The organism is Arthrobacter sp. B3I4, from assembly GCF_030816855.1.
In the GTDB taxonomy this organism is placed as follows: Bacteria; Actinomycetota; Actinomycetes; order Actinomycetales; family Micrococcaceae; genus Arthrobacter.
The window spans coordinates 3,205,023-3,222,914 of record NZ_JAUSYK010000001.1 but is presented as its reverse complement, the minus strand read 5'-3'; the positions used below and the strand labels follow the sequence as shown (position 1 = coordinate 3,222,914).

Sequence of the window (17,892 nt, the reverse complement as noted above, 5' to 3'; positions counted from 1 at the left end):
CAGCCGCCGACGGTAGGCTGGGAGTTTGCATTACACCGTTCGCAACACCCCGCCCGGCAACCAGCCGGTGACCCGGGGCTGACAGCACGGACCGCACCCAGCGGCCCTGCAGAAACTGGAGTTCCCATGGCAGCAAAATCCGTACTCGATCAGATCATTTCCCTCGCCAAGCGACGGGGTTTCGTCTTCCAGGCCGGTGAAATCTACGGGGGCTCCCGTTCTGCCTGGGACTATGGTCCCCTCGGTGCCGAGCTGAAGGAAAACATCAAGCGCCAGTGGTGGCAGTCAGTGGTCCGCGGCCGGGACGACGTCGTAGGCCTTGATTCCTCAGTGATCCTGCCCCGCCAGGTCTGGGAGGCTTCCGGCCACGTCGAGGTCTTCTCCGATCCGCTGGTGGAGTGCCTGTCCTGCCACAAGCGCTACCGCGCGGACCACCTCGAGGAAGAATACGAGGAGAAGAAGGGCCGCCCCGCCGAGAACGGGCTGAAGGACATCGTCTGCGCCAACTGCGGCACCCGCGGCCAGTGGACCGAACCGCAGGAATTCTCCGGCCTGCTCAAGACCTACCTCGGCCCGGTCGCCAGCGAAGAGGGCCTGCACTACCTGCGCCCCGAAACCGCGCAGGGCATCTTCGTGAACTTCTCCAACGTGCTCACCACCTCCCGGAAAAAGCCGCCGTTCGGCATCGGCCAGATCGGCAAGTCCTTCCGCAACGAGATCACCCCGGGCAACTTCATCTTCCGCACCCGCGAGTTCGAGCAGATGGAAATGGAGTTCTTCGTCGAGCCGGGCACCGACGAGCAGTGGCACCAGTACTGGATGAAGGAGCGCATGTCCTGGTACACGAACCTGGGCATCCGGGAAGAAAACCTGCGCTTCTTCGAGCACCCGCTCGAGAAGCTCAGCCACTACTCCAAGGGCACCACGGACATCGAATACCGGTTCGGCTTCTCCGGCTCGGAGTGGGGCGAGCTTGAGGGCATCGCCAACCGCACCGACTTCGACCTCTCCACCCACTCGAAGGCCTCCGGGCAGGACCTGAGCTACTTCAACCAGGCCACCAACGAGCGCTACACCCCGTACGTGATCGAGCCCGCCGCCGGCCTCACCCGCTCCTTCATGGCGTTCATGATCGACGCCTACACCGAGGACGAGGCACCCAACGCCAAGGGCGGCGTCGACGTCCGCACCGTGCTCAAACTGGACCCCCGCCTGGCCCCGGTCAAGGCCGCGGTGCTCCCGCTGAGCCGCAACGAGGACCTGTCGCCGAAAGCCAAGGACCTCGCCGCGCAGTTGCGCAGGAACTGGAACATTGAGTTCGACGACGCCGGCGCGATCGGCCGCCGCTACCGCCGGCAGGACGAGATCGGCACGCCGTTCTGCATCACCGTGGACTTCGACACCCTTGAAGACCAGGCCGTGACAATCCGCGAACGCGACACCATGAGCCAGGAACGCGTCTCCCTGGACAAGGTGGAGGGCTACCTGGCCGCACGGCTGATCGGGGCCTGAGCATGGCCATCGAATACCGTCAATGGCGCGACGGCGATGACCTTGCGCTGCTGGAAATGTGGGGCGGCCCGGAGACGGACCAGGCCCGGCAGTTCCGCGGCACCCTGGCACCCTCGGCCAACTCGCCGTGGCGCCGCTGCATCGTGGCCGAGGACGTCGTCGACGGCGTCGCCATTCCCGTCGCGGCCGGCGTCGTGCACGAAGCGTCGCTGCATCCGGAACGCCTCTGGGTCTACGTGGAGGTCGCCCGCGACCACCGCCGCACCGGGATCGGCTCCACCCTGCTGGCGATGCTCCGGCACGAGGCCGAACAGTCGCCGTCGGGCGTGTCCCGGCTGCGGACCAAGGTCGAGCCGGGAACGCCCGGCGCGGCTTTCGCCGAGGCCGCCGGCCTGGCCCCGATCCAGCGCTCCCGCCTGGTCATTGTCGAACCCGGCGCCCTGAAGCTCCCGGTCTTCGGCGACGGCTCGGAAGCCGCGGCCTCCGACCAAGTGGAGGACCTCGCCACCGGGTCGGTGGAACTCAGCGACGTCGTGGGCCGGTACTACACGGCCGTGCACTCGTGGGACAGCCCGGGCGAGCTCAGCATCGCGACGGTGCAGCGGTTGTTCCTGGATGATCTCAGCGGAGCCCACGGCGCGATCGTGCTCCGCGCGCCCAAGGCCAGCGCCTTCGGCGCGGGCGTTCCGGCCAGCAAGAAGGGCCGGCTGCAGGCATTCGCCGTCAGCTACGCCCAGGGCAGCCCCGGGGTGGGCGGGCCCGACGGCGGGGACGGCCGTGCTGCGAACGCAGGCGAGCCCTCGGACGTGTTCCTCGGCCACGACCCGGAACTCTCCGCCGAGGACGCCCGGGCAGCAGTCCGGGACCTGCTGGCGCTGATCGCGTACCAGTACCCGGTACTGCTGGAACTGGACGATTCCATGACCGCGCTGCGCGCCGTCGTCGAACCTCTGCTGGAGACCGGCAAGGCCCGGCTGGCCGGGGCCGAAACCCTGGTCCTCTCCGACCACTAGCAGGGGTTAGCTGCGGCGGCTGCGGGAGCGCCGGGGGCCTTCGGCCTCCTCCAGCCGCCGGCGTTCCTCCTCCGAGGGCGCTCCGCCGCCGAGCGCGGCCGGCATCCACCAGGCACCCGGACCGGGGCGCAGCGGGAAGTCGGCGATGCCGGCGTCGATGCCGTGCTGCAGGGCCTCGCGCAGCGCCTCGGTCGCTGCCATGACATCGAGCCCCTCAAGCCCGGGTCCCGGGTTGAAGGGCTCGCCGATGTGCACGCGCACCGGCGCCCGCCAGGCCCGAAGCGGGGAAAAGCCGTGGTGCCGGGTCATGATCCGGTGCGCGCCCCAGACCGAGACCGGGATGAGCGGGACACCGGCCTCGGCGGCCATCCGGACGGCACCGGTTTTGCAGTCGCGGACGTGGAAGCTGCGGCTCACGCCGGCCTCGGGCAGGATCGCTATGTACTCGCCCTCGCGAAGTTTCTGGACGGCGGCATCGTAGGCGTGCGACCCGCTGTCATAGCCGACGACGACGTGCCCGGCCGCGCTGATGGCCGGGCCGGCGAACCAGTGGTCCGCGGCGCCCTGGGTGATCAGAAACCGCAACTGGGCCCTGTTGTGCCGCCACAGCAGCAGTTCGGTGACGGCGAAGTCGAGGTAGCCGAAGTGAGTTATTGCGACGACGGCGCCCTCGCCGGGGACCGGCCGCCGGAAGGAACCCGCCCGGGTCGTGGCCGCCAGCGCGGACGGCAGGTGCTCCTGGCCGGTGACGAGAATCCTGATCCGGAACAGCCGCCGCAGCACCTGGCCGGTGCCGACGATGAGGCGGTAGAAGCGGTCGTTCGGCGCTGGCCGCCAGCGCACGCGCCGCCAGCGCACGCGCCGCCAGCTCACTGACCGCCTGCCCACACCGGACCGGAGCATCTCAGCTTTTCGCCTTCCGCCGCGGGGGCAGGGGAAGGAAGCCCGACGTCGACTCGACGTATTCCTTGTAGCCGGGCCGGGCTGACATGGCTTTTTCGGTCAACGGCTTGCCGGTCTTGCCGGCCAGGGTCCAGATCATCAGTGCGGGGGAGAGGATCGTCAGCACTCCGGGCCACGAGTCGGCGGCGATCAGGAACAACCCGGCCCAGACGGCGGCGTCACCGAAGTAGTTGGGATGCCGGGTGTAGCGCCACAGTCCGGTGTCCAGGACGGTTCCGCGTCTGGCCGGGTCGGCCTTGAACTGTGCGAGCTGCCAGTCGCCGACGGTTTCGAAGATGAAGCCGACGGCCCACAGCACGGCTCCCAGCAGCGCCAGCCAGCCCAGGGGGCCGGTGCTGAACATGCCGACCTGGATGGTCAGCGAGACGAAGAACATCACGACGCCCTGCGGCAGATAAACCCGCCGCAGTGCATAGGTGTTGCGGGAGCCGGGCGCCGAGGAGAGCATGTCCACATAGCGCGGGTCTTCGTGGCCGCCGCGGGCCCGGACGCCGATGTGAAGGGCCAGGCGGATGCCCCAGACCGCCACCAGGGCCAGCAGCAGCAGGCGCCGGCCGCCGTCGCCGTACCCTGCGGACAGCAGCCAGGAGACGGCGGCCGCCACGACGAAGCCCAGGCCCCAGACCGTGTCAATGACAGAGTGCCGGCTTTGCCGGACGGCGACGACGAAGGTTCCGGCCAGCAGGACAAGGAGCCCAAGGGCAACCCAGGGCAGGCTGGCCAGGAACGCTTCCAGCGGGAAGGCCGGCATCAGAGCACCACCGGGAGGTCGGCCTCGGCCGGCAGGACCCGGCGGAGGGCGTCGGTGCCCCGGAACTGGCCGCCGGTACTGCTGGCAAAGGAATCGAGAATGAAGCCGTTGGCAAGGGAGTTCCAGAGCCGCACCCGGCGGAACATGAAGTGCCCGGAGCCCGTAAGCGAGACGTAGTCAACCGACGCCGCCACGCCCTCTGCCCGGCGCGCGTAGGCCAGCGAATTTCGTGGGCTGGTCCAGCGGTCCTCGTTGCCGTGCACAATCAGGACACGGCGGCCGGCGACGCGGTCCACCGGAGTGGACCCGGTCAGCCAGGGCGCCAGCGCGACGACGGCCTCCACTTGCGGGTCGTCCGCGACGCAGAGCGCCGTCAGGCCGCCCATGGAGTGGCCCAGCAGGTAGACGGGGACACCGGGGTGCTCGTGGCTGATCCGGGACAACGCCCAGCGGGCGTCCCGGACCGGGGACATATCAGGCCCGTTCCAGCCGCGGTACCGGTTCCGGAGGGTCCAGACGGCCAGCCCATGGGGTCCCCCCTCGGAGCGGAGCGCCTGCGCGAACGGCAGCATCCTGGCCGGACTGAGATGCCGGGCACGGACCGCCTCGAAACTGTCCGCCCGTCCGCCGTGCAACACCAGGACTACACCCCGGGTGGGACCGGTTGCATCGGCGATACTCAGCTCCGCCCGGGCTGCCGGGCCGGAACCCGCCGCGGCATGCTGCCGGTCATCAATCACGCGTCTGGCCACTGTCGCGTCCTCCAGCTCTTTGAGTCCTGCAAATACCAACAATAGGGTGCCCGCCGGTCTTCCCGGCATTGCTCTTCCGGGAGTTCCTGGATCACTCCGGGACTACGTCCCCGTCTTCATTCGGAGCACGGGCGGCAGCGGATGGGCGGGAGGCGGCGCCGCCCGGGGCGGCACGTCGCGGGCCTTCGCAGGACCGCTTACAGGGTACCTTGACGGGATTCCTGCAGAGGAGTAAGCGTTGAGCTCGTAAACCTCCGGACGCAATGCCGGCTGGGAGCACATATCACCGTCCGGTTCGGGCATCACGACGAAATCGACGGTAGAGAAAATGAATGCAACGGACTTCGGCGGCCTGCGCGAGCAGGTCCGCGGGCAAGTCACCACGCCCACCGACGCCGGCTACGACGAGGCGCGGACAGTACACAACGGCATGATCGACAAAAGGCCCGCGGCGGTGGTCCGGGTGTCCCAGGTGGCGGATGTGATCGCCAGCGTGAACTTCGCCCGGGACAACAACCTGGACGTGGCCGTCAGGGGCGGGGGCCACAGCGGGCCGGGGTTCGGCACCGCCGATGACGCACTGGTCATCGACTTCGCCGGAACCAGAGGCGTCCGGGTTGATCCGGCCCACCAGACGGCCAGGACCGAGGCCGGCGCCACGTGGGCGGACTTCAACCACGCCACGCACGCGTTCGGTCTGGCAACCACCGGCGGCATCATCGGCTCGACCGGTGTCTCGGGCCTGACCCTCGGCGGCGGCATCGGCTACCTGGACCGGAAATACGGCCTCAGTTGCGACAACCTGCTGTCCGCCGACGTCGTCACCGCGGACGGCAAATTCCTCACGGCCAGTGAGCACGAGCATGAGGACCTCTTCTGGGCGCTGCGCGGCGGCGGCGGGAACTTCGGCGTCGTGACCTCGCTGGAGTTCCAGTTGCATCCGGTGGACATGGTCCACGCCGGCATCATCATCTATCCCGTGGAACACGCCGAAACCGTTGCGAAGTTCTACCGGGAACAACTGGCGGCGGCGCCCGAGGACTTCGGCGCGTTTCTCGCGTTCCACCAAGGACCACCGGCGCCGTTCCTCCCCGAGCAGTGGCACGGCAAGCCGGTCTGCATTGTGGTGGGAATGTGGACCGGGGACCCTGCGGAAGGACCCGCACGTTGGCAGCCGTTCCTGGACGTGGCGCCGGTGGCCGGCTCCATGGTGGGCCAGATGCCGTATCCGGCGTTGAATATGGCGTTCGACGGGATGTATCCGAAGGGACTCCTGGCTTACTGGAAAGCGGCGTTCCTGTCCGAGCTCAACGACGGAGCCATCAGCACGCACCTCGAGTACGGCAGCCGCACCCCGAGCATGCAGACGGCCGTGCATATCTACCCGATCGACGGCGCTGTCCATCAGGTGGGAGTCGCGGACACCGCATTCCCGAACCGAAACGCCCGGTTCTCCCCGGTGATAGCGTGCCACTGGCAGGACCCGGCAGACACTGAAGCGAACGTGGCCTGGGTGCGTGAGTTCGCCGCAGCATTGCGGCCTTACGCCGAGACCGCCGGGTACATCAACTTCATGGACGGTGACGACCTGGCCAAGGTCCCGGACAACTATGGCCCGAACTACCAGCGGCTGCGGGAGGTCAAGGCCGCCTACGACCCGCAGAACCTCTTCCACGTGAACCAGAACATCCCGCCGGCGTAACTCCGGGAGGATTTCCTTCGACCGGCGGACCGGCCGGTTCCGCATGGCCGGGAGCGGCACGCCCACGCCGTAAAGTTTTCGGCATGAGGTTGAACTGCTGATGGGCGCCGGACATTCACACACCGCGCAGGTGCCCGCCGAACCGACGCCCCGGGCGCTCGCCGCACGCCGGAAGGCGAACTGGATCCTGGCCGCCGTCCTGGTGCCCCTGACGCTGCTGACCATCGTGGCGATGGTTCTCCTGTGGCCCTCGGGCAGTAAAGAGGGGATTAAACTCGCCAGCCCCTACGCGGCAGCGCCCGGCGTCTCCTTCGACACCGGCAAAATCCAGCGCGTCGTCGTGGCGGGCTGCATGGACGGCGCCGGGCAGCCCGCCGGGCAGCAGGAGGCCCAGCAGGGGACCGGGCAGGGGGCCGCCCCCGGCGCCGGCTCGCAGTGCACTTTCGCCTACACCGAGCCGGACAAGGGCGGAAACCCGGTGAAGGTGGTGATCAACCCCGACGTCGCCAAGTCCCACGGCGTCAAAGTCGGCGACAACATCCGCTACCTGAACCTCTCCAAGGCGCAGGGCGCCGCCGCCCAAGGCACGCCCGCCTACGTGTTCGTCGACTTCGTCCGGACCCTGCCGATCATCCTGCTCGCGGTCCTCTACGCCGTCGTCGTCATCGCGGTGGCACGCTGGCGGGGGCTGCGCGCCCTCATCGGCCTGCTTGGCGCCTACGCCGTGCTCGTCACCTTCCTGCTTCCCGGCCTGGTCGAAGGCAAACCTCCGCTGCTGCTGGCGCTGGTTGGCTCCACAGTGATCATGATCGGAGTGCTGTACTTCGCCCACGGCTTCACCGCCCGGACCTCGACGGCGCTGCTGGGCACCATGTTCGGGCTGGGCATCACCGCCGTGCTCGCGGCCTGGGCCACCGACGCGGCAAACCTGGCGGGTGTCGGCAACCACGACGCCGCCACCCTGGCGAACGTCTCGGACCATATCTCCATCTCCGGGATCATCCTGTGCGGTTTGATTATTTCCGGGCTTGGCGTGCTGAACGACGTCACGATCACCCAGTCCTCCGCCGTGTGGGAACTCTGGGAGCTCGCCCCCGGGACCTCGGCACGGAAACTGTTCGCCTCAGCCATGCGGATCGGCCGGGACCACATCGCGTCCACTGTTTACACCATCGCCTTTGCCTACGCCGGTGCGGCCCTGCCAATCCTGATCATTGTGATGCTGTACGAGCGTCCGCTGGGCGATGCCCTCACCAGCGCCGAACTCTCCGAGGAAGTGATCCGCACGCTCGTCGGCTCCATCGGCCTGGTGCTGGCGATCCCGGTCACCACGCTGATCGCTGTACTCGTGGTCAAGGCCACCGGGCTGAAAGGCGCCGCGGCTGCCGACGGTGGCGGCGGGCCCGCCGCCGTCGCGCCCGCCGCTACGCTGCACCGCCGGGAGCCCGTCGGGAATTCGTCCGACGGCGGCGCCGAGCCGCAGCCCGAGACGCGCCGAGGCCGGCGCGCCGCGTTGCCCGGCTGATCGGCATGCCGGAGCCGTCGTACGTGGCCCGGCGCGGCCCTCGGACGCGGCGCCATTGTCCACATAGCCGGCCGCGATCCCGTCGATTTGCCCGCCTTTGAGACAATGGTCGGGTGACTGTTGTAGCAACTCCTCCTGCCCCCAAGCTGGAACTCCCGCCCCTGAAGCTGGGTCCCATCACGGTCGATACCCCCGTGATCCTGGCCCCGATGGCGGGGATCACCAACTCCGCCTTCCGCAGGCTCTGCCGTGAATACGGCGGCGGACTGTATGTGGCGGAGATGGTCACCTCCCGCGCCCTGGTTGAGCGCACGCCCGAATCGCTGCGCATCATTTCGCACGACGACGACGAAAAAGTCCGGTCGGTCCAGCTCTACGGCGTGGACCCGGTGACAGTCGGCCAGGCCGTGCGGATGCTGGTCGAGGAGGACCGCGCGGATCACATTGATCTCAACTTCGGCTGCCCGGTGCCCAAGGTGACCCGGCGCGGTGGCGGCTCGGCACTGCCATGGAAAATCGACCTCTTCACCTCCATCGTCCAGACCGCGGTGAAGGAAGCGTCCAAGGGCAACGTCCCGCTGACCATCAAGATGCGCAAGGGCATCGACGAGGACCACCTGACCTACCTTGACGCCGGCCGGATCGCGCGTGACTCCGGCGTCGCCGCCGTCGCACTGCACGGCCGCACCGCCGCGCAGTTCTACTCCGGCCAGGCCGACTGGTCCGCCATCGCCCGGCTGCGTGAAGCCCTGCCGGACATCCCGGTTCTGGGCAACGGTGACATCTGGTCCGCCGAGGACGCCGTCCGGATGGTCCGCGAAACCGGTGTGGACGGCGTCGTCGTGGGCCGCGGCTGCCAGGGAAGGCCCTGGCTGTTCGGTGACCTGATGGCCGCCTTCGAGGGCAGCGAGGAACGCCACAAGCCGGCGCTGCGCCAGGTGGCCGAGAGCATCTACCGCCACGCCGAGCTGATGGTGGAGACCTTCGGGGACGAAGGCAAGGCTCTGCGCGAAATCCGCAAGCACATGGCCTGGTACCTCAAGGGCTACGTGGTGGGCAGCGAACTGCGGAACCGGCTGGCGCTCGTCACCAGCCTCGAGGTACTCCGCGGCACCCTCGATGAACTGGACCTCGACTCGCCCTACCCGGGAGCCGACGCAGAGGGACCGCGCGGCCGGGCCGGCTCGCCCAAAAAGCCGGCCCTGCCCAAGGACTGGCTGCTCAACCGCAGCCTGAACGAGGACGAGTCCCGCGACATCTCCTTCGCCGAACTGGACGTCTCCGGTGGCTGAAACAAGGACAACCGCCCCGGTGCTGGACGGCTACGTGGACCGCGACTGGGCCCGATGGGTCGAGGAACCAGCTAAAAGCACCTACCGCTCCGACTTTGAACGCGACCGCGCCCGGGTGCTGCACTCCTCGGCACTGCGCCGGCTCGGCGCCAAAACCCAGGTCGTCGCCCCGGATACGGACGACTTCGTCCGCACCCGGCTCACGCACAGCCTGGAGGTCGCGCAGGTGGGCCGCGAACTTGGCCGCGCGCTGGGCTGCGACCCCGACGTCGTGGACACCGCCTGCCTGAGCCACGACCTTGGCCACCCGCCCTTCGGCCACAACGGCGAGTCGGCCCTCAACGAGGTGGCGCACGCCATCGGCGGCTTCGAAGGCAACGCCCAGACCCTGCGTCTGCTCACCCGGCTCGAACCCAAGGTCCTCGCCCCGGATGGCCGGCCCGCCGGGCTCAACCTGACCCGTGCCAGCCTCGACGCCGCCGCGAAATACCCGTGGTCCGCGGAGAACGCGCCGGTGATCCACGGCCAGCGAACCAGCAAGTTCGGCGCGTACGAGGACGACCTGCCGATCTTCGACTGGATCCGTGAAGGAGCGCCGGAGCGCCGGTCCTGCCTCGAAGCCCAGGTCATGGACCTCGCCGACGACATCTCCTACTCGGTGCACGACGTCGAGGACGCCATCGTCGCCGGGCACTTCCAGTTGCGCTGGATGGACAACCCCGACCATCGCGCGCGGGTGGTCGGCTACGCCAAGCAGTGGTACCTGCCGCACAACGATCCGGCCGCGATCGACGCGGCCCTGGCCCGGCTGGAAGCAACCAGCGTCTGGGTCCGCGAGGCCGACGGCAGCCGCAAGTCCATGGCCGCGCTGAAGGACATGACCAGCCAGCTGATCGGCCGGTTCTGCCAAAGCGCGCTGGAGACCACCCGGACCCTGTACGGTCCGGAAAACCTCACCCGTTACAACGCCGAGCTCGTGGTCCCGGACGAGACCGTGATGGAGATCGCCGTGATGAAGGGCCTGGCCACCACATTCGTGATGACCACCGAGCACCGGCAGCCGATTTACGAACGCCAGCGCGAGGTGCTGCACGCGCTGGTGACCGCGCTCAACGCCACCGGCGACCGGCATCTGGAACCGATGTTCGCCGCCGACTGGCGTGCTGCGCCGGACGACGGTGCCCGGCTGCGCGTGGTGATCGACCAGGTGGCCTCCTTGACCGACGGCTCCGCACTGGCGATGTACGAACGGCTCGTCGGCAGCCTTCCGTCGCTGTGGTGACGGCGCTTCCGGCGCAGGCCGCCGGGTGCCGTCCGGTGTCGCACCCGGGCACTAGGATGGCACTGTGGCTGGCCTGATCAAACGTGAAGATATCGACGAGGTACGCCAGCGCACCGACATCAAGGAAGTCGTCGACGGCTACGTGACCCTCAAGGGCGCCGGACTGGGTTCCTACAAGGGACTGTGCCCCTTCCATGATGAGCGCTCACCCTCCTTCACCGTGCGCCCGCAGGTGGGCCGGTACCACTGCTTCGGCTGTGGTGAAGACGGCGACGTCATCTCCTTCGTGCAAAAGCTGGACCACACCACCTTCCACGAGGCCGTGGAAAAACTTGCGGCACGGATCGGCTACGAGCTGCGCTACGAGGACGGCGGCTCGGGGCCTAATAGGGAGGAAATCGGACGCCGCCAGCGCCTGCTCGATGCGCACAAGATCGCGGACGAGTTCTTCCGCGAGCAACTGCTGACCCCCGGCGCCACGGAGGGCCGGAACTTCCTGTTCGGCCGGGGCTTCGACCGGGCCGCCGCCGAGCAGTTCGGCGTCGGCTACGCCCCGCAGGCCTGGGACTCACTGCTCAAGCACCTCCGCGGCCGCGGCTACACCGATGCCGAGCTGAAGCTGACGGGCATGTTCTCTGCCGGGGGACCCGGAAATCAGCAGAGAATTTACGACCGGTTCCGGGGCCGGTTGATCTGGCCGATCCGCGACATCGCCGGAGACACCATCGGCTTTGGTGCGCGCAAGCTCTACGAGGACGACCAGGGCCCGAAGTACCTGAACACCCCGGAGACAGCGCTCTATAAGAAGTCGCAGGTCCTGTACGGAATCGACCTCGCCAAGCGCAACATCGCAAAGGAACGCCAGCTGGTGGTGGTCGAGGGCTACACCGACGTCATGGCCTGCCACCTGGCCGGGGTCCCGACGGCGGTCGCGACCTGCGGCACGGCGTTCGGCACGGAGCACATCAAGATCGCCCGGCGGCTGCTGTCCGACGACGGCAGCGGGGGAGAGGTTATCTTCACCTTCGACGGCGACGCGGCGGGGCAGAAAGCGGCGCTGCGTGCCTTCGAAGAGGACCAGCGCTTCGTGGCCCAGACCTACGTCGCTGTCGAACCGGGCGGCTCCGACCCTTGCGAGTTGCGCCAGGCCAAGGGCGACTCCGCGGTTCGTGACCTGATCGGCACCCGCCGGCCGCTGTTCGAATTCGCCATCCGCGCTACCCTGCGGCGGCACAACCTCGACACCGTGGAAGGCCGGATCTCGGCGCTGCGCGAGTCGGCCCCGGTGGTGGCCCAGATCCGCGACGCCGGCATCCGTCCGGCCTATGCCCGGGAGCTTGCCGGCTGGCTGGGCATGCCGGTCGAAGACGTCAGCCGTGCCGTCGGCGCCGCCGCCAAGCGCATCGCCCAGGGGCCGTCCGAAGGGGCGGGACAGGGGAACGGCCAGGGGCAGGGCTACGGCCAGAACCACGCCCGGTCCCGCGGTCCCGGCCCGGGCCAGAGCCAGGGCCGCGGGCAGGGCCAGGGCCGCGGGCAGGGTCAGGGCGCAGGCCCGGACCGGGGCGCGAACCCCGGTCAGGGTGCCGGCCCGGGTTACGGGTCTGCCCCGGGTGTGGCACCACTGCCGCCGTCGGCCACCCTGCCGGCCTTCAACCGGCCCGATCCGCGGGATCCGGTGGCTGCAATGGAACGCCAGGCGCTGGAGGTGGTGCTTCAGGAACCGGCGATCCTGGAAGGCCCCACCTGGGAGCGCTTCTCGGAGGCGCGCTTCTCCACGCCCGCCTACCTCGCGATCCACGAAGCCATCCGGGCCACCGGGCTGGGGAACACGGGCGAGCCTTTGCGCTGGGTCGAGCAGCTGCTCCAGGAAGTTCCCGAGCCGCTCCGACCGCTGGTGTCCGAGCTTGCCGTCGTGCCGCTGCCGGCGAGCACCGCCGAAGCCGTGCAACGGTATTGCCGGGACATTCTGGCACGGCTGTTCGAGCTGCAGATCACCCGGGTGAAGGCCGAGAAGATGGGTCAGCTGCAGCGCCTGGACGCCTCGTCCAATCCCGAGGAGTTCCAGCGACTGAACCGTGAACTGATGGAACTGGAGATGCAGCGGCGTTCGCTCCGGATGGACTCCTAGGCCCGCTGCCGTCCCGCCGGGAGGGCGATTTCGTTTCCCGGCAGGGTCTTTGCTAGGCTTATATCCGCTTCATTCCTCCTTAGCTCAATTGGCAGAGCATTCGACTGTTAATCGAAGGGTTGCTGGTTCAAGTCCAGCAGGAGGAGCGCGCAGTCCCCGTTCCGGGTTCCCGGAGCGGGGACTTTTGTATACCGGCAGGGGGTATGTTTCGGGCGCCGGAGCAGCCGCGGGGGAGTGCCCCCGCCGCGGATTTCGTTACCGCTGAAACCTTTGCTAATGTCGTACCTGCTTCATTCCTCCTTAGCTCAATTGGCAGAGCATTCGACTGTTAATCGAAGGGTTGCTGGTTCAAGTCCAGCAGGAGGAGCGGACAGGTCCCGCGGCCGGTGAGTAACCGGCTGCGGGACCTTTTTTCTTGCCGCGGTTTTCCGTAAGGGTGTCGCCAGGTTGCGGGCAGCGCCGCTCCCGGCCGGCTAGACAAAGAACATCTCCACCTGCAGGAAACGTTCAGCCTCCGCTACCGCTGCCTCGAAGGCTTCCTCCTCCGTCGGGGACTGCCGGGGCTCGCGCGGATGCCACTCATGTGCCGAGGAGTGCACCCTGGTGAAGCCGCCGCGCGGGGGAGCGTAAAAGATGCCGAAGCGCTGTACCGGCCATTCCGGAGAGGTCTCCGGGGCGACGAGGAGGGCCGAATCGTAGGCGGGGTTGTACCACTGGGCGATGGGCCGGCGTCGGTCCTCGGTGAAAAGCCCGGCTGCGTAGAGTGCCGCCGACTGCGGGCTGGTCTGAGTGCACAGCCGCTCCCACCACAGGGGCAGAATGCCGTCGTCGCACCTCTGCCACGTGGCCGGGAGGGGCGGAGGATCCTGCCAGCGGGGCACACAACAACCTTATCGCCCGCCGTCAGCCCCGAACAGGGGAGCGCCTCGCCGCCTGCCCGCCGCTGGACACGTCCCCGCCGGCAGGGGGCGGGCGGGTGGTTCAGTGGATGGACGGCACCGTGCGCGGCCGGACCACGAGCCACAGGGCCGCAGCCGCCAGCAGGATGCAACCGGCCTGGACGGCGCCCATCGGCGTCGCGGACCCCAGGCCCAGCCAGCCGACCACGGGGGAGATGATGCCTGCCATCAGGAACGTCGCCGCACCAAGCAAGGAGGCCGCGGTGCCGGCCTGCGCCCCGTGGTTGGCAAGGGCCAGGACCTGGACGCAGGGGAAGGTGAAACCCGCGCCCAGAATGTAGAACCAGAGCGGCACCATGACCCCCCACAGGCCGAAGCCCATTTGGTCGAACGCCACGATCAGCAGCGCCATCAGGAACATCCAGGCCGTTGAGCACGCCAGAATCCACTGCGGCGGGACGCGCTTGATGAGCCGGGAGCTGGTCTGCACGCCGGCGACGATGCCCAGCGAGTTGACCCCGAACAACAGGCCATACTGCTGCGGCGAGAAGCCAAAGACATTCTGAAACAGGAACGGCGAGGCCGAGAGGTAGGTGAAGAGCCCGCCAAAGTTCATCCCGCCCAGCAGCAGCATGCCCACAAAGATGCGGTCGGCGAACAGGACCCGGTAGCGCTGGCGCATCGTCAAACCGGTGGTGCCGCGAAGCTCGCGCGGCAGCGTCTCCCGCACGACGAACAGGGCCGCGATAATGACACACGTGCCATAGCCGGCCAGGAAGATGAAGATGCCCGGCCACGGCATCAGCAGCAGCAGCTGGGATCCGATGACCGGCGCCAGGATGGGAGCCAATCCGTTGACCAGCGCCATCCGGGAAAACATCCGGACCATCGCGTAGCCGCTGAACAGGTCCCGCACCATGGCCATGGCGACCACGCCGCCACCGGCCGCGCCGATTCCCATCAGCACCCGGAACAGTCCCAGCATGGCGATGTCGGTGGACATGGCCGCGCCGATCGACGCTCCGATGTGCACCGCCGTCGCCAGAATCAGCGGAGTCCTCCGGCCGAACTTGTCACTCAGCGGTCCCACCACCAGCTGGCCCAGCGCGAAGCCCACTGTCGTGCCGGTCAGGGTCAGCTGGACCGCCGCCTCGGTGACGCCCAGGCTCGCCTCAAGGGCGGGAAACGCCGGGAGATAAAGATCGACAGTAAAGGGCCCCAGGGCGGTCAGGGCGCCAAGCATCAGGATGTAGAGGAGCTTGCGACGGCGGGTCAGGGAGTCCCCGGGATTGGTGGGTGTGTGCACAGAGGTCAATCCTAGGGCCGCCCCGGCCGCCCACGGACCGCCGGCGGCAACCGCCACGCGCACTCTCCGTCGGCCGCGGGCCGCCACGGGCGCCCTGAATGGTAGTTTTGACACCTGAGCGTGCATAAAGCCGCGCAGGCCCGGGAATTCCAGCAGAAGCGGAATCACAGATGGAACCAGTTAGGCGGAACCGATGAGCGGACGGCACACCGGCAGGACCAACGGACGGCTGCGCATCGCCGCGCTGCCTGCCACCCTGAAACTGATCTTCAAGCTGGCACCGCGGCAGCTCAATGACGAGATTGCCTTTGCCAAAGCTGAACTCAAGCGCAAAGGCATTCAGTTCGGAGTCGCCGCAGCTTTTCTAGCCGTCGCCCTAATTTTTGTCCTCTTCCTGGTGATCGGGCTCATCGTGGCCGCCATTATGGGGCTGGCCACGATCATGCCGGCCTGGCTCGCCGCCCTGCTGGTCTGCGCTGCCTTCCTCGTCATCGCCCTCATCGTGGGCCTGATCGGCTACAGCAGATTCAAGAAGGCCATGCCGCTGATTCCGGAAGTGACGATCCGCGGCCTCAAGTACGACCTCGGCATCGCCAAGGAGGGCTCGTCGTTTGACGCCGCCGTCCTGAACCCCGGTACGCCCGAAGCCAAGGCAGCCAAGGCCGCCAAGGAACAGGCCGCCGCCAAAGCGAAGGCTGAGAAGGAAGCCAAGAAGGCAGCCGAGCAGCCCGACCTGGGCCGCGCTCCCACCGAGGACGACCTCCTGCGCCGCCTCGACCAGCGCCGCCGGCATCTCACGGGCGTGCGCGACGATCTCGGCGCGGAACTCGATGTCAAACCGCAGGCCCAGGCGCTTTTGGCCATGGTGCAGCACCGGCTTGAGGAAGGCAAGGAGCTCGTCGACGACCGGATCGCGGCGTTCCGCGGGCCGTCCGGAAGCACTACCGGCAGCACCGGTGCAACGAGGATCACGTCGAGCGGATCCGCCGCTGCTTCCGAACTTGCCAAGCGCTGGAAGCCGCTGACTGCCCTGGCCGCCTCGGCCGCCGCCTTCGTTATCCTGCTGCGCCGGCTGCTCCAGGACTAGGCCGCGCCCTGGACTACGACACCGAATCGTCGCCGGCTGTGGAGAGGGGCATCGGATGAAGTTCATCGGCGCTGGCTCGCGGCCGGGCCAGGCTCAGATTCATTCCGACGTGGTCTTTACCCTTCCCAATCTGCTGACGGTGGTCCGGTTCCTTGGGGTCCCGCTGTTTATGTGGCTCGTGCTGGCCAAGCACGAGTATGGCCTTGCCGTACTCGTGCTGGTCGTTATGGGCAGCACGGACTGGGTCGACGGCTACATTGCCCGCCGCTTCAACCAGATGTCCAACCTGGGCCGGATCATGGATCCCATCGCGGACCGGCTGTCCCTGATCACCGTTGCCGTCACACTGGTGATCGCCGGCGTCGTCGAGTGGTGGTACCTGACCGCGCTCCTTGTGCCGGACCTCGTGCTGCTCTCCATCTCGCTGTTTTACTTCCACAGCCACCCGGACCTGCCGGTGAGCCGGATCGGCAAGATCCGCACCGCGTTGCTGCTGGTCGGCACACCGCTGCTGGTGCTCTCCAAGCTCCCCATCCCGGGAACCGGCGCGTACTTTGTGGCCGCCTGGATCTTCCTGGGCCTCGGCCTCGTCGGGCACTGGGTCGCCGCCTATAACTACTTTTGGGCCATCATCCGCAAAGGCCGTGCGCTCAAGGCCGGCACCACCGCGGTGGACAGCCGGAACCAGAACAACCTGGAGCAGAACAACCTGGAGCAGAACAACCTGGAACAGAACAACCTGGAACAGAACAACGACGACGGCGGCATCCGCTGATGGTCTGGTTCGCAGTTCTGCTGGCGGTACTTGGCGCCTTCTTCCTTGCCTTCGGCGCCCAGCGCCAGGGGAGCGCTGTCAAAGCCGACACCGGCGGACTCGCGCTCAGCACCCACGGCCTCCTGCGCCTGATTCGCAACCGGCGCTGGGTCCTCGGGCTGCTGCTGCTGTGCACCGGGACGGCGATGAACGCCGTCGCCCTGGTGTCGGCCCCGCTGACCGTGGTGCAGCCGATCGGTGCGATCGCCCTCGTCATCACCACCGTCATCAACACCAAAGACCAGGGCCTGAGCATGAACAGGGCCACTGTCGTCGCCATCAGCGCCTGCGTCACCGGATCGGCCCTGTTCGTGGTGCTCGCGGTGACCGTTACCCAGGAGAACCACCACGTCAGCGAAGCCGATGAGCTGACCATCGTGCTGTTGCTCGCCCTCGTGGTGAGTCTCTTCGGCACCCTCGCGCTGCTTTTCAAGCACCGGATGAGCGCCTTCATCTATATCCTCGGCGCCGGCATGCTGTTCGGCTTTGTGGCGGTCCTGACCCGCATCATCGGCAGGCACCTGCTCGACCCGAACGGACTGTTCCTGCTCAACGTGCAGTGGTACACGCTGCTCGCGATGCTCGCCGCCGGCGGACTGGGATCCTGGTTCGTGCAGAGCGCCTACTCCGGCGGCCCGCCCGATCTCGTGATCGCCGGGTTGACGGTCATCGACCCCATCATCGGCATCGCCATCGGCATCGTGATCCTGGGCGAGCTGCGGCCGGACGTCCACGCCGTGACAGCGATAGCCATGGGGGTGGCCGCATCCCTTGCTATCGTGGGAGTGATCGCCCTTTCCCGGCACCACCCCGAGGTCACCAAGCGCAAGAAGGACGCGCGCAAGGCCGCGGCACGGCTGTCGTAG

General features: G+C 67.9%; 15 protein-coding genes and 2 tRNA genes. 12 read left to right on the top strand and 5 right to left on the bottom strand.

The features are described from left to right. The first annotated feature begins 126 nt into the window (after positions 1–126). Entirely contained in the window at positions 127–1,512 is a 1,386-nt protein-coding gene (locus QFZ61_RS15265) for a glycine--tRNA ligase (protein WP_307037426.1), read from the top strand. A 2-nt stretch (positions 1,513–1,514) separates the two neighbouring features. Further along, positions 1,515–2,525, top strand: a complete 1,011-nt coding sequence (locus QFZ61_RS15260) for a GNAT family N-acetyltransferase (RefSeq protein WP_307037424.1) — start codon at positions 1,515–1,517, stop codon at positions 2,523–2,525. Positions 2,526–2,531: 6 nt separating this feature from the next. Here QFZ61_RS15260 and QFZ61_RS15255 read toward each other — a convergent pair whose 3' ends face one another. The 3 genes from QFZ61_RS15255 to QFZ61_RS15245 form a co-directional block, all read right to left on the bottom strand. Then, positions 2,532–3,368 carry a 1-acyl-sn-glycerol-3-phosphate acyltransferase gene (locus QFZ61_RS15255; protein ID WP_307038246.1) on the bottom strand — a complete coding sequence of 279 codons (837 nt, stop codon included), beginning with the start codon at positions 3,366–3,368 and terminating at the stop codon, positions 2,532–2,534. Positions 3,369–3,429: 61 nt separating this feature from the next. After that, positions 3,430–4,239, bottom strand: coding sequence for a DUF1295 domain-containing protein (locus tag QFZ61_RS15250; protein WP_307037422.1), 810 nt, complete (start codon positions 4,237–4,239; stop codon positions 3,430–3,432). Next, complete coding sequence (locus QFZ61_RS15245; protein ID WP_373427166.1) at positions 4,239–4,991, bottom strand: alpha/beta hydrolase; 753 nt, start codon at positions 4,989–4,991, stop codon at positions 4,239–4,241. Before QFZ61_RS15245 ends, QFZ61_RS15250 begins: the two co-directional genes overlap by 1 nt. A 328-nt stretch (positions 4,992–5,319) precedes the next feature. Between QFZ61_RS15245 and QFZ61_RS15240 the strand changes: the two genes are divergently transcribed. The 7 genes from QFZ61_RS15240 (at position 5,320) to QFZ61_RS15210 (ending at position 13,287) form a co-directional block, all read left to right on the top strand. Further along, a complete protein-coding gene (locus QFZ61_RS15240) occupies positions 5,320–6,693 on the top strand; it encodes an FAD-binding oxidoreductase (protein ID WP_307037420.1) in 1,374 nt (457 codons plus the stop codon). Between the two features lie 100 nt (positions 6,694–6,793). After that, the gene (locus tag QFZ61_RS15235) at positions 6,794–8,218 is read left to right on the top strand and encodes a YibE/F family protein (RefSeq protein WP_307037419.1); all 1,425 of its coding nucleotides are present in this window, start codon (positions 6,794–6,796) and stop codon (positions 8,216–8,218) included. A gap of 113 nt (positions 8,219–8,331) precedes the next feature. Continuing rightward, positions 8,332–9,510: a tRNA dihydrouridine synthase DusB gene (gene dusB, locus QFZ61_RS15230; RefSeq protein ID WP_307037417.1), complete on the top strand. Its 1,179-nt coding sequence runs from the start codon at positions 8,332–8,334 to the stop codon at positions 9,508–9,510. Continuing rightward, a complete protein-coding gene (locus tag QFZ61_RS15225) occupies positions 9,503–10,792 on the top strand; it encodes a deoxyguanosinetriphosphate triphosphohydrolase (protein ID WP_307037415.1) in 1,290 nt (429 codons plus the stop codon). The genes dusB and QFZ61_RS15225 overlap by 8 nt, the downstream gene beginning before the upstream one ends. A gap of 64 nt (positions 10,793–10,856) precedes the next feature. Further along, complete coding sequence (gene dnaG / locus QFZ61_RS15220) at positions 10,857–12,920, top strand: DNA primase (protein ID WP_307037413.1); 2,064 nt, start codon at positions 10,857–10,859, stop codon at positions 12,918–12,920. 73 nt (positions 12,921–12,993) lie between these two features. After that, positions 12,994–13,066, top strand: a tRNA-Asn gene (locus QFZ61_RS15215). A gap of 148 nt (positions 13,067–13,214) precedes the next feature. After that, positions 13,215–13,287, top strand: a tRNA-Asn gene (locus tag QFZ61_RS15210). A gap of 106 nt (positions 13,288–13,393) precedes the next feature. Here the strand turns inward: QFZ61_RS15210 and QFZ61_RS15205 are convergent. Beyond that, positions 13,394–13,801: a hypothetical protein gene (locus tag QFZ61_RS15205; RefSeq protein ID WP_307037411.1), complete on the bottom strand. Its 408-nt coding sequence runs from the start codon at positions 13,799–13,801 to the stop codon at positions 13,394–13,396. A 100-nt stretch (positions 13,802–13,901) separates the two neighbouring features. Further along, complete coding sequence (locus QFZ61_RS15200) at positions 13,902–15,125, bottom strand: multidrug effflux MFS transporter (protein ID WP_307037409.1); 1,224 nt, start codon at positions 15,123–15,125, stop codon at positions 13,902–13,904. A gap of 193 nt (positions 15,126–15,318) precedes the next feature. Here QFZ61_RS15200 and QFZ61_RS15195 point away from each other — a divergent pair, with 193 nt between their 5' ends. The 3 genes from QFZ61_RS15195 to QFZ61_RS15185 are packed head-to-tail and all read left to right on the top strand — an operon-like array spanning position 15,319 to position 17,892. Further along, a complete protein-coding gene (locus QFZ61_RS15195) occupies positions 15,319–16,212 on the top strand; it encodes a phage holin family protein (RefSeq protein WP_307037407.1) in 894 nt (297 codons plus the stop codon). 55 nt (positions 16,213–16,267) lie between these two features. After that, positions 16,268–16,987 (top strand): CDP-alcohol phosphatidyltransferase family protein, encoded by a 720-nt coding sequence (locus QFZ61_RS15190; RefSeq protein ID WP_307037406.1) that lies wholly within the window; start codon positions 16,268–16,270, stop codon positions 16,985–16,987. Next, complete coding sequence (locus tag QFZ61_RS15185) at positions 16,987–17,892, top strand: DMT family transporter (protein ID WP_307037404.1); 906 nt, start codon at positions 16,987–16,989, stop codon at positions 17,890–17,892. The genes QFZ61_RS15190 and QFZ61_RS15185 overlap by 1 nt, the downstream gene beginning before the upstream one ends.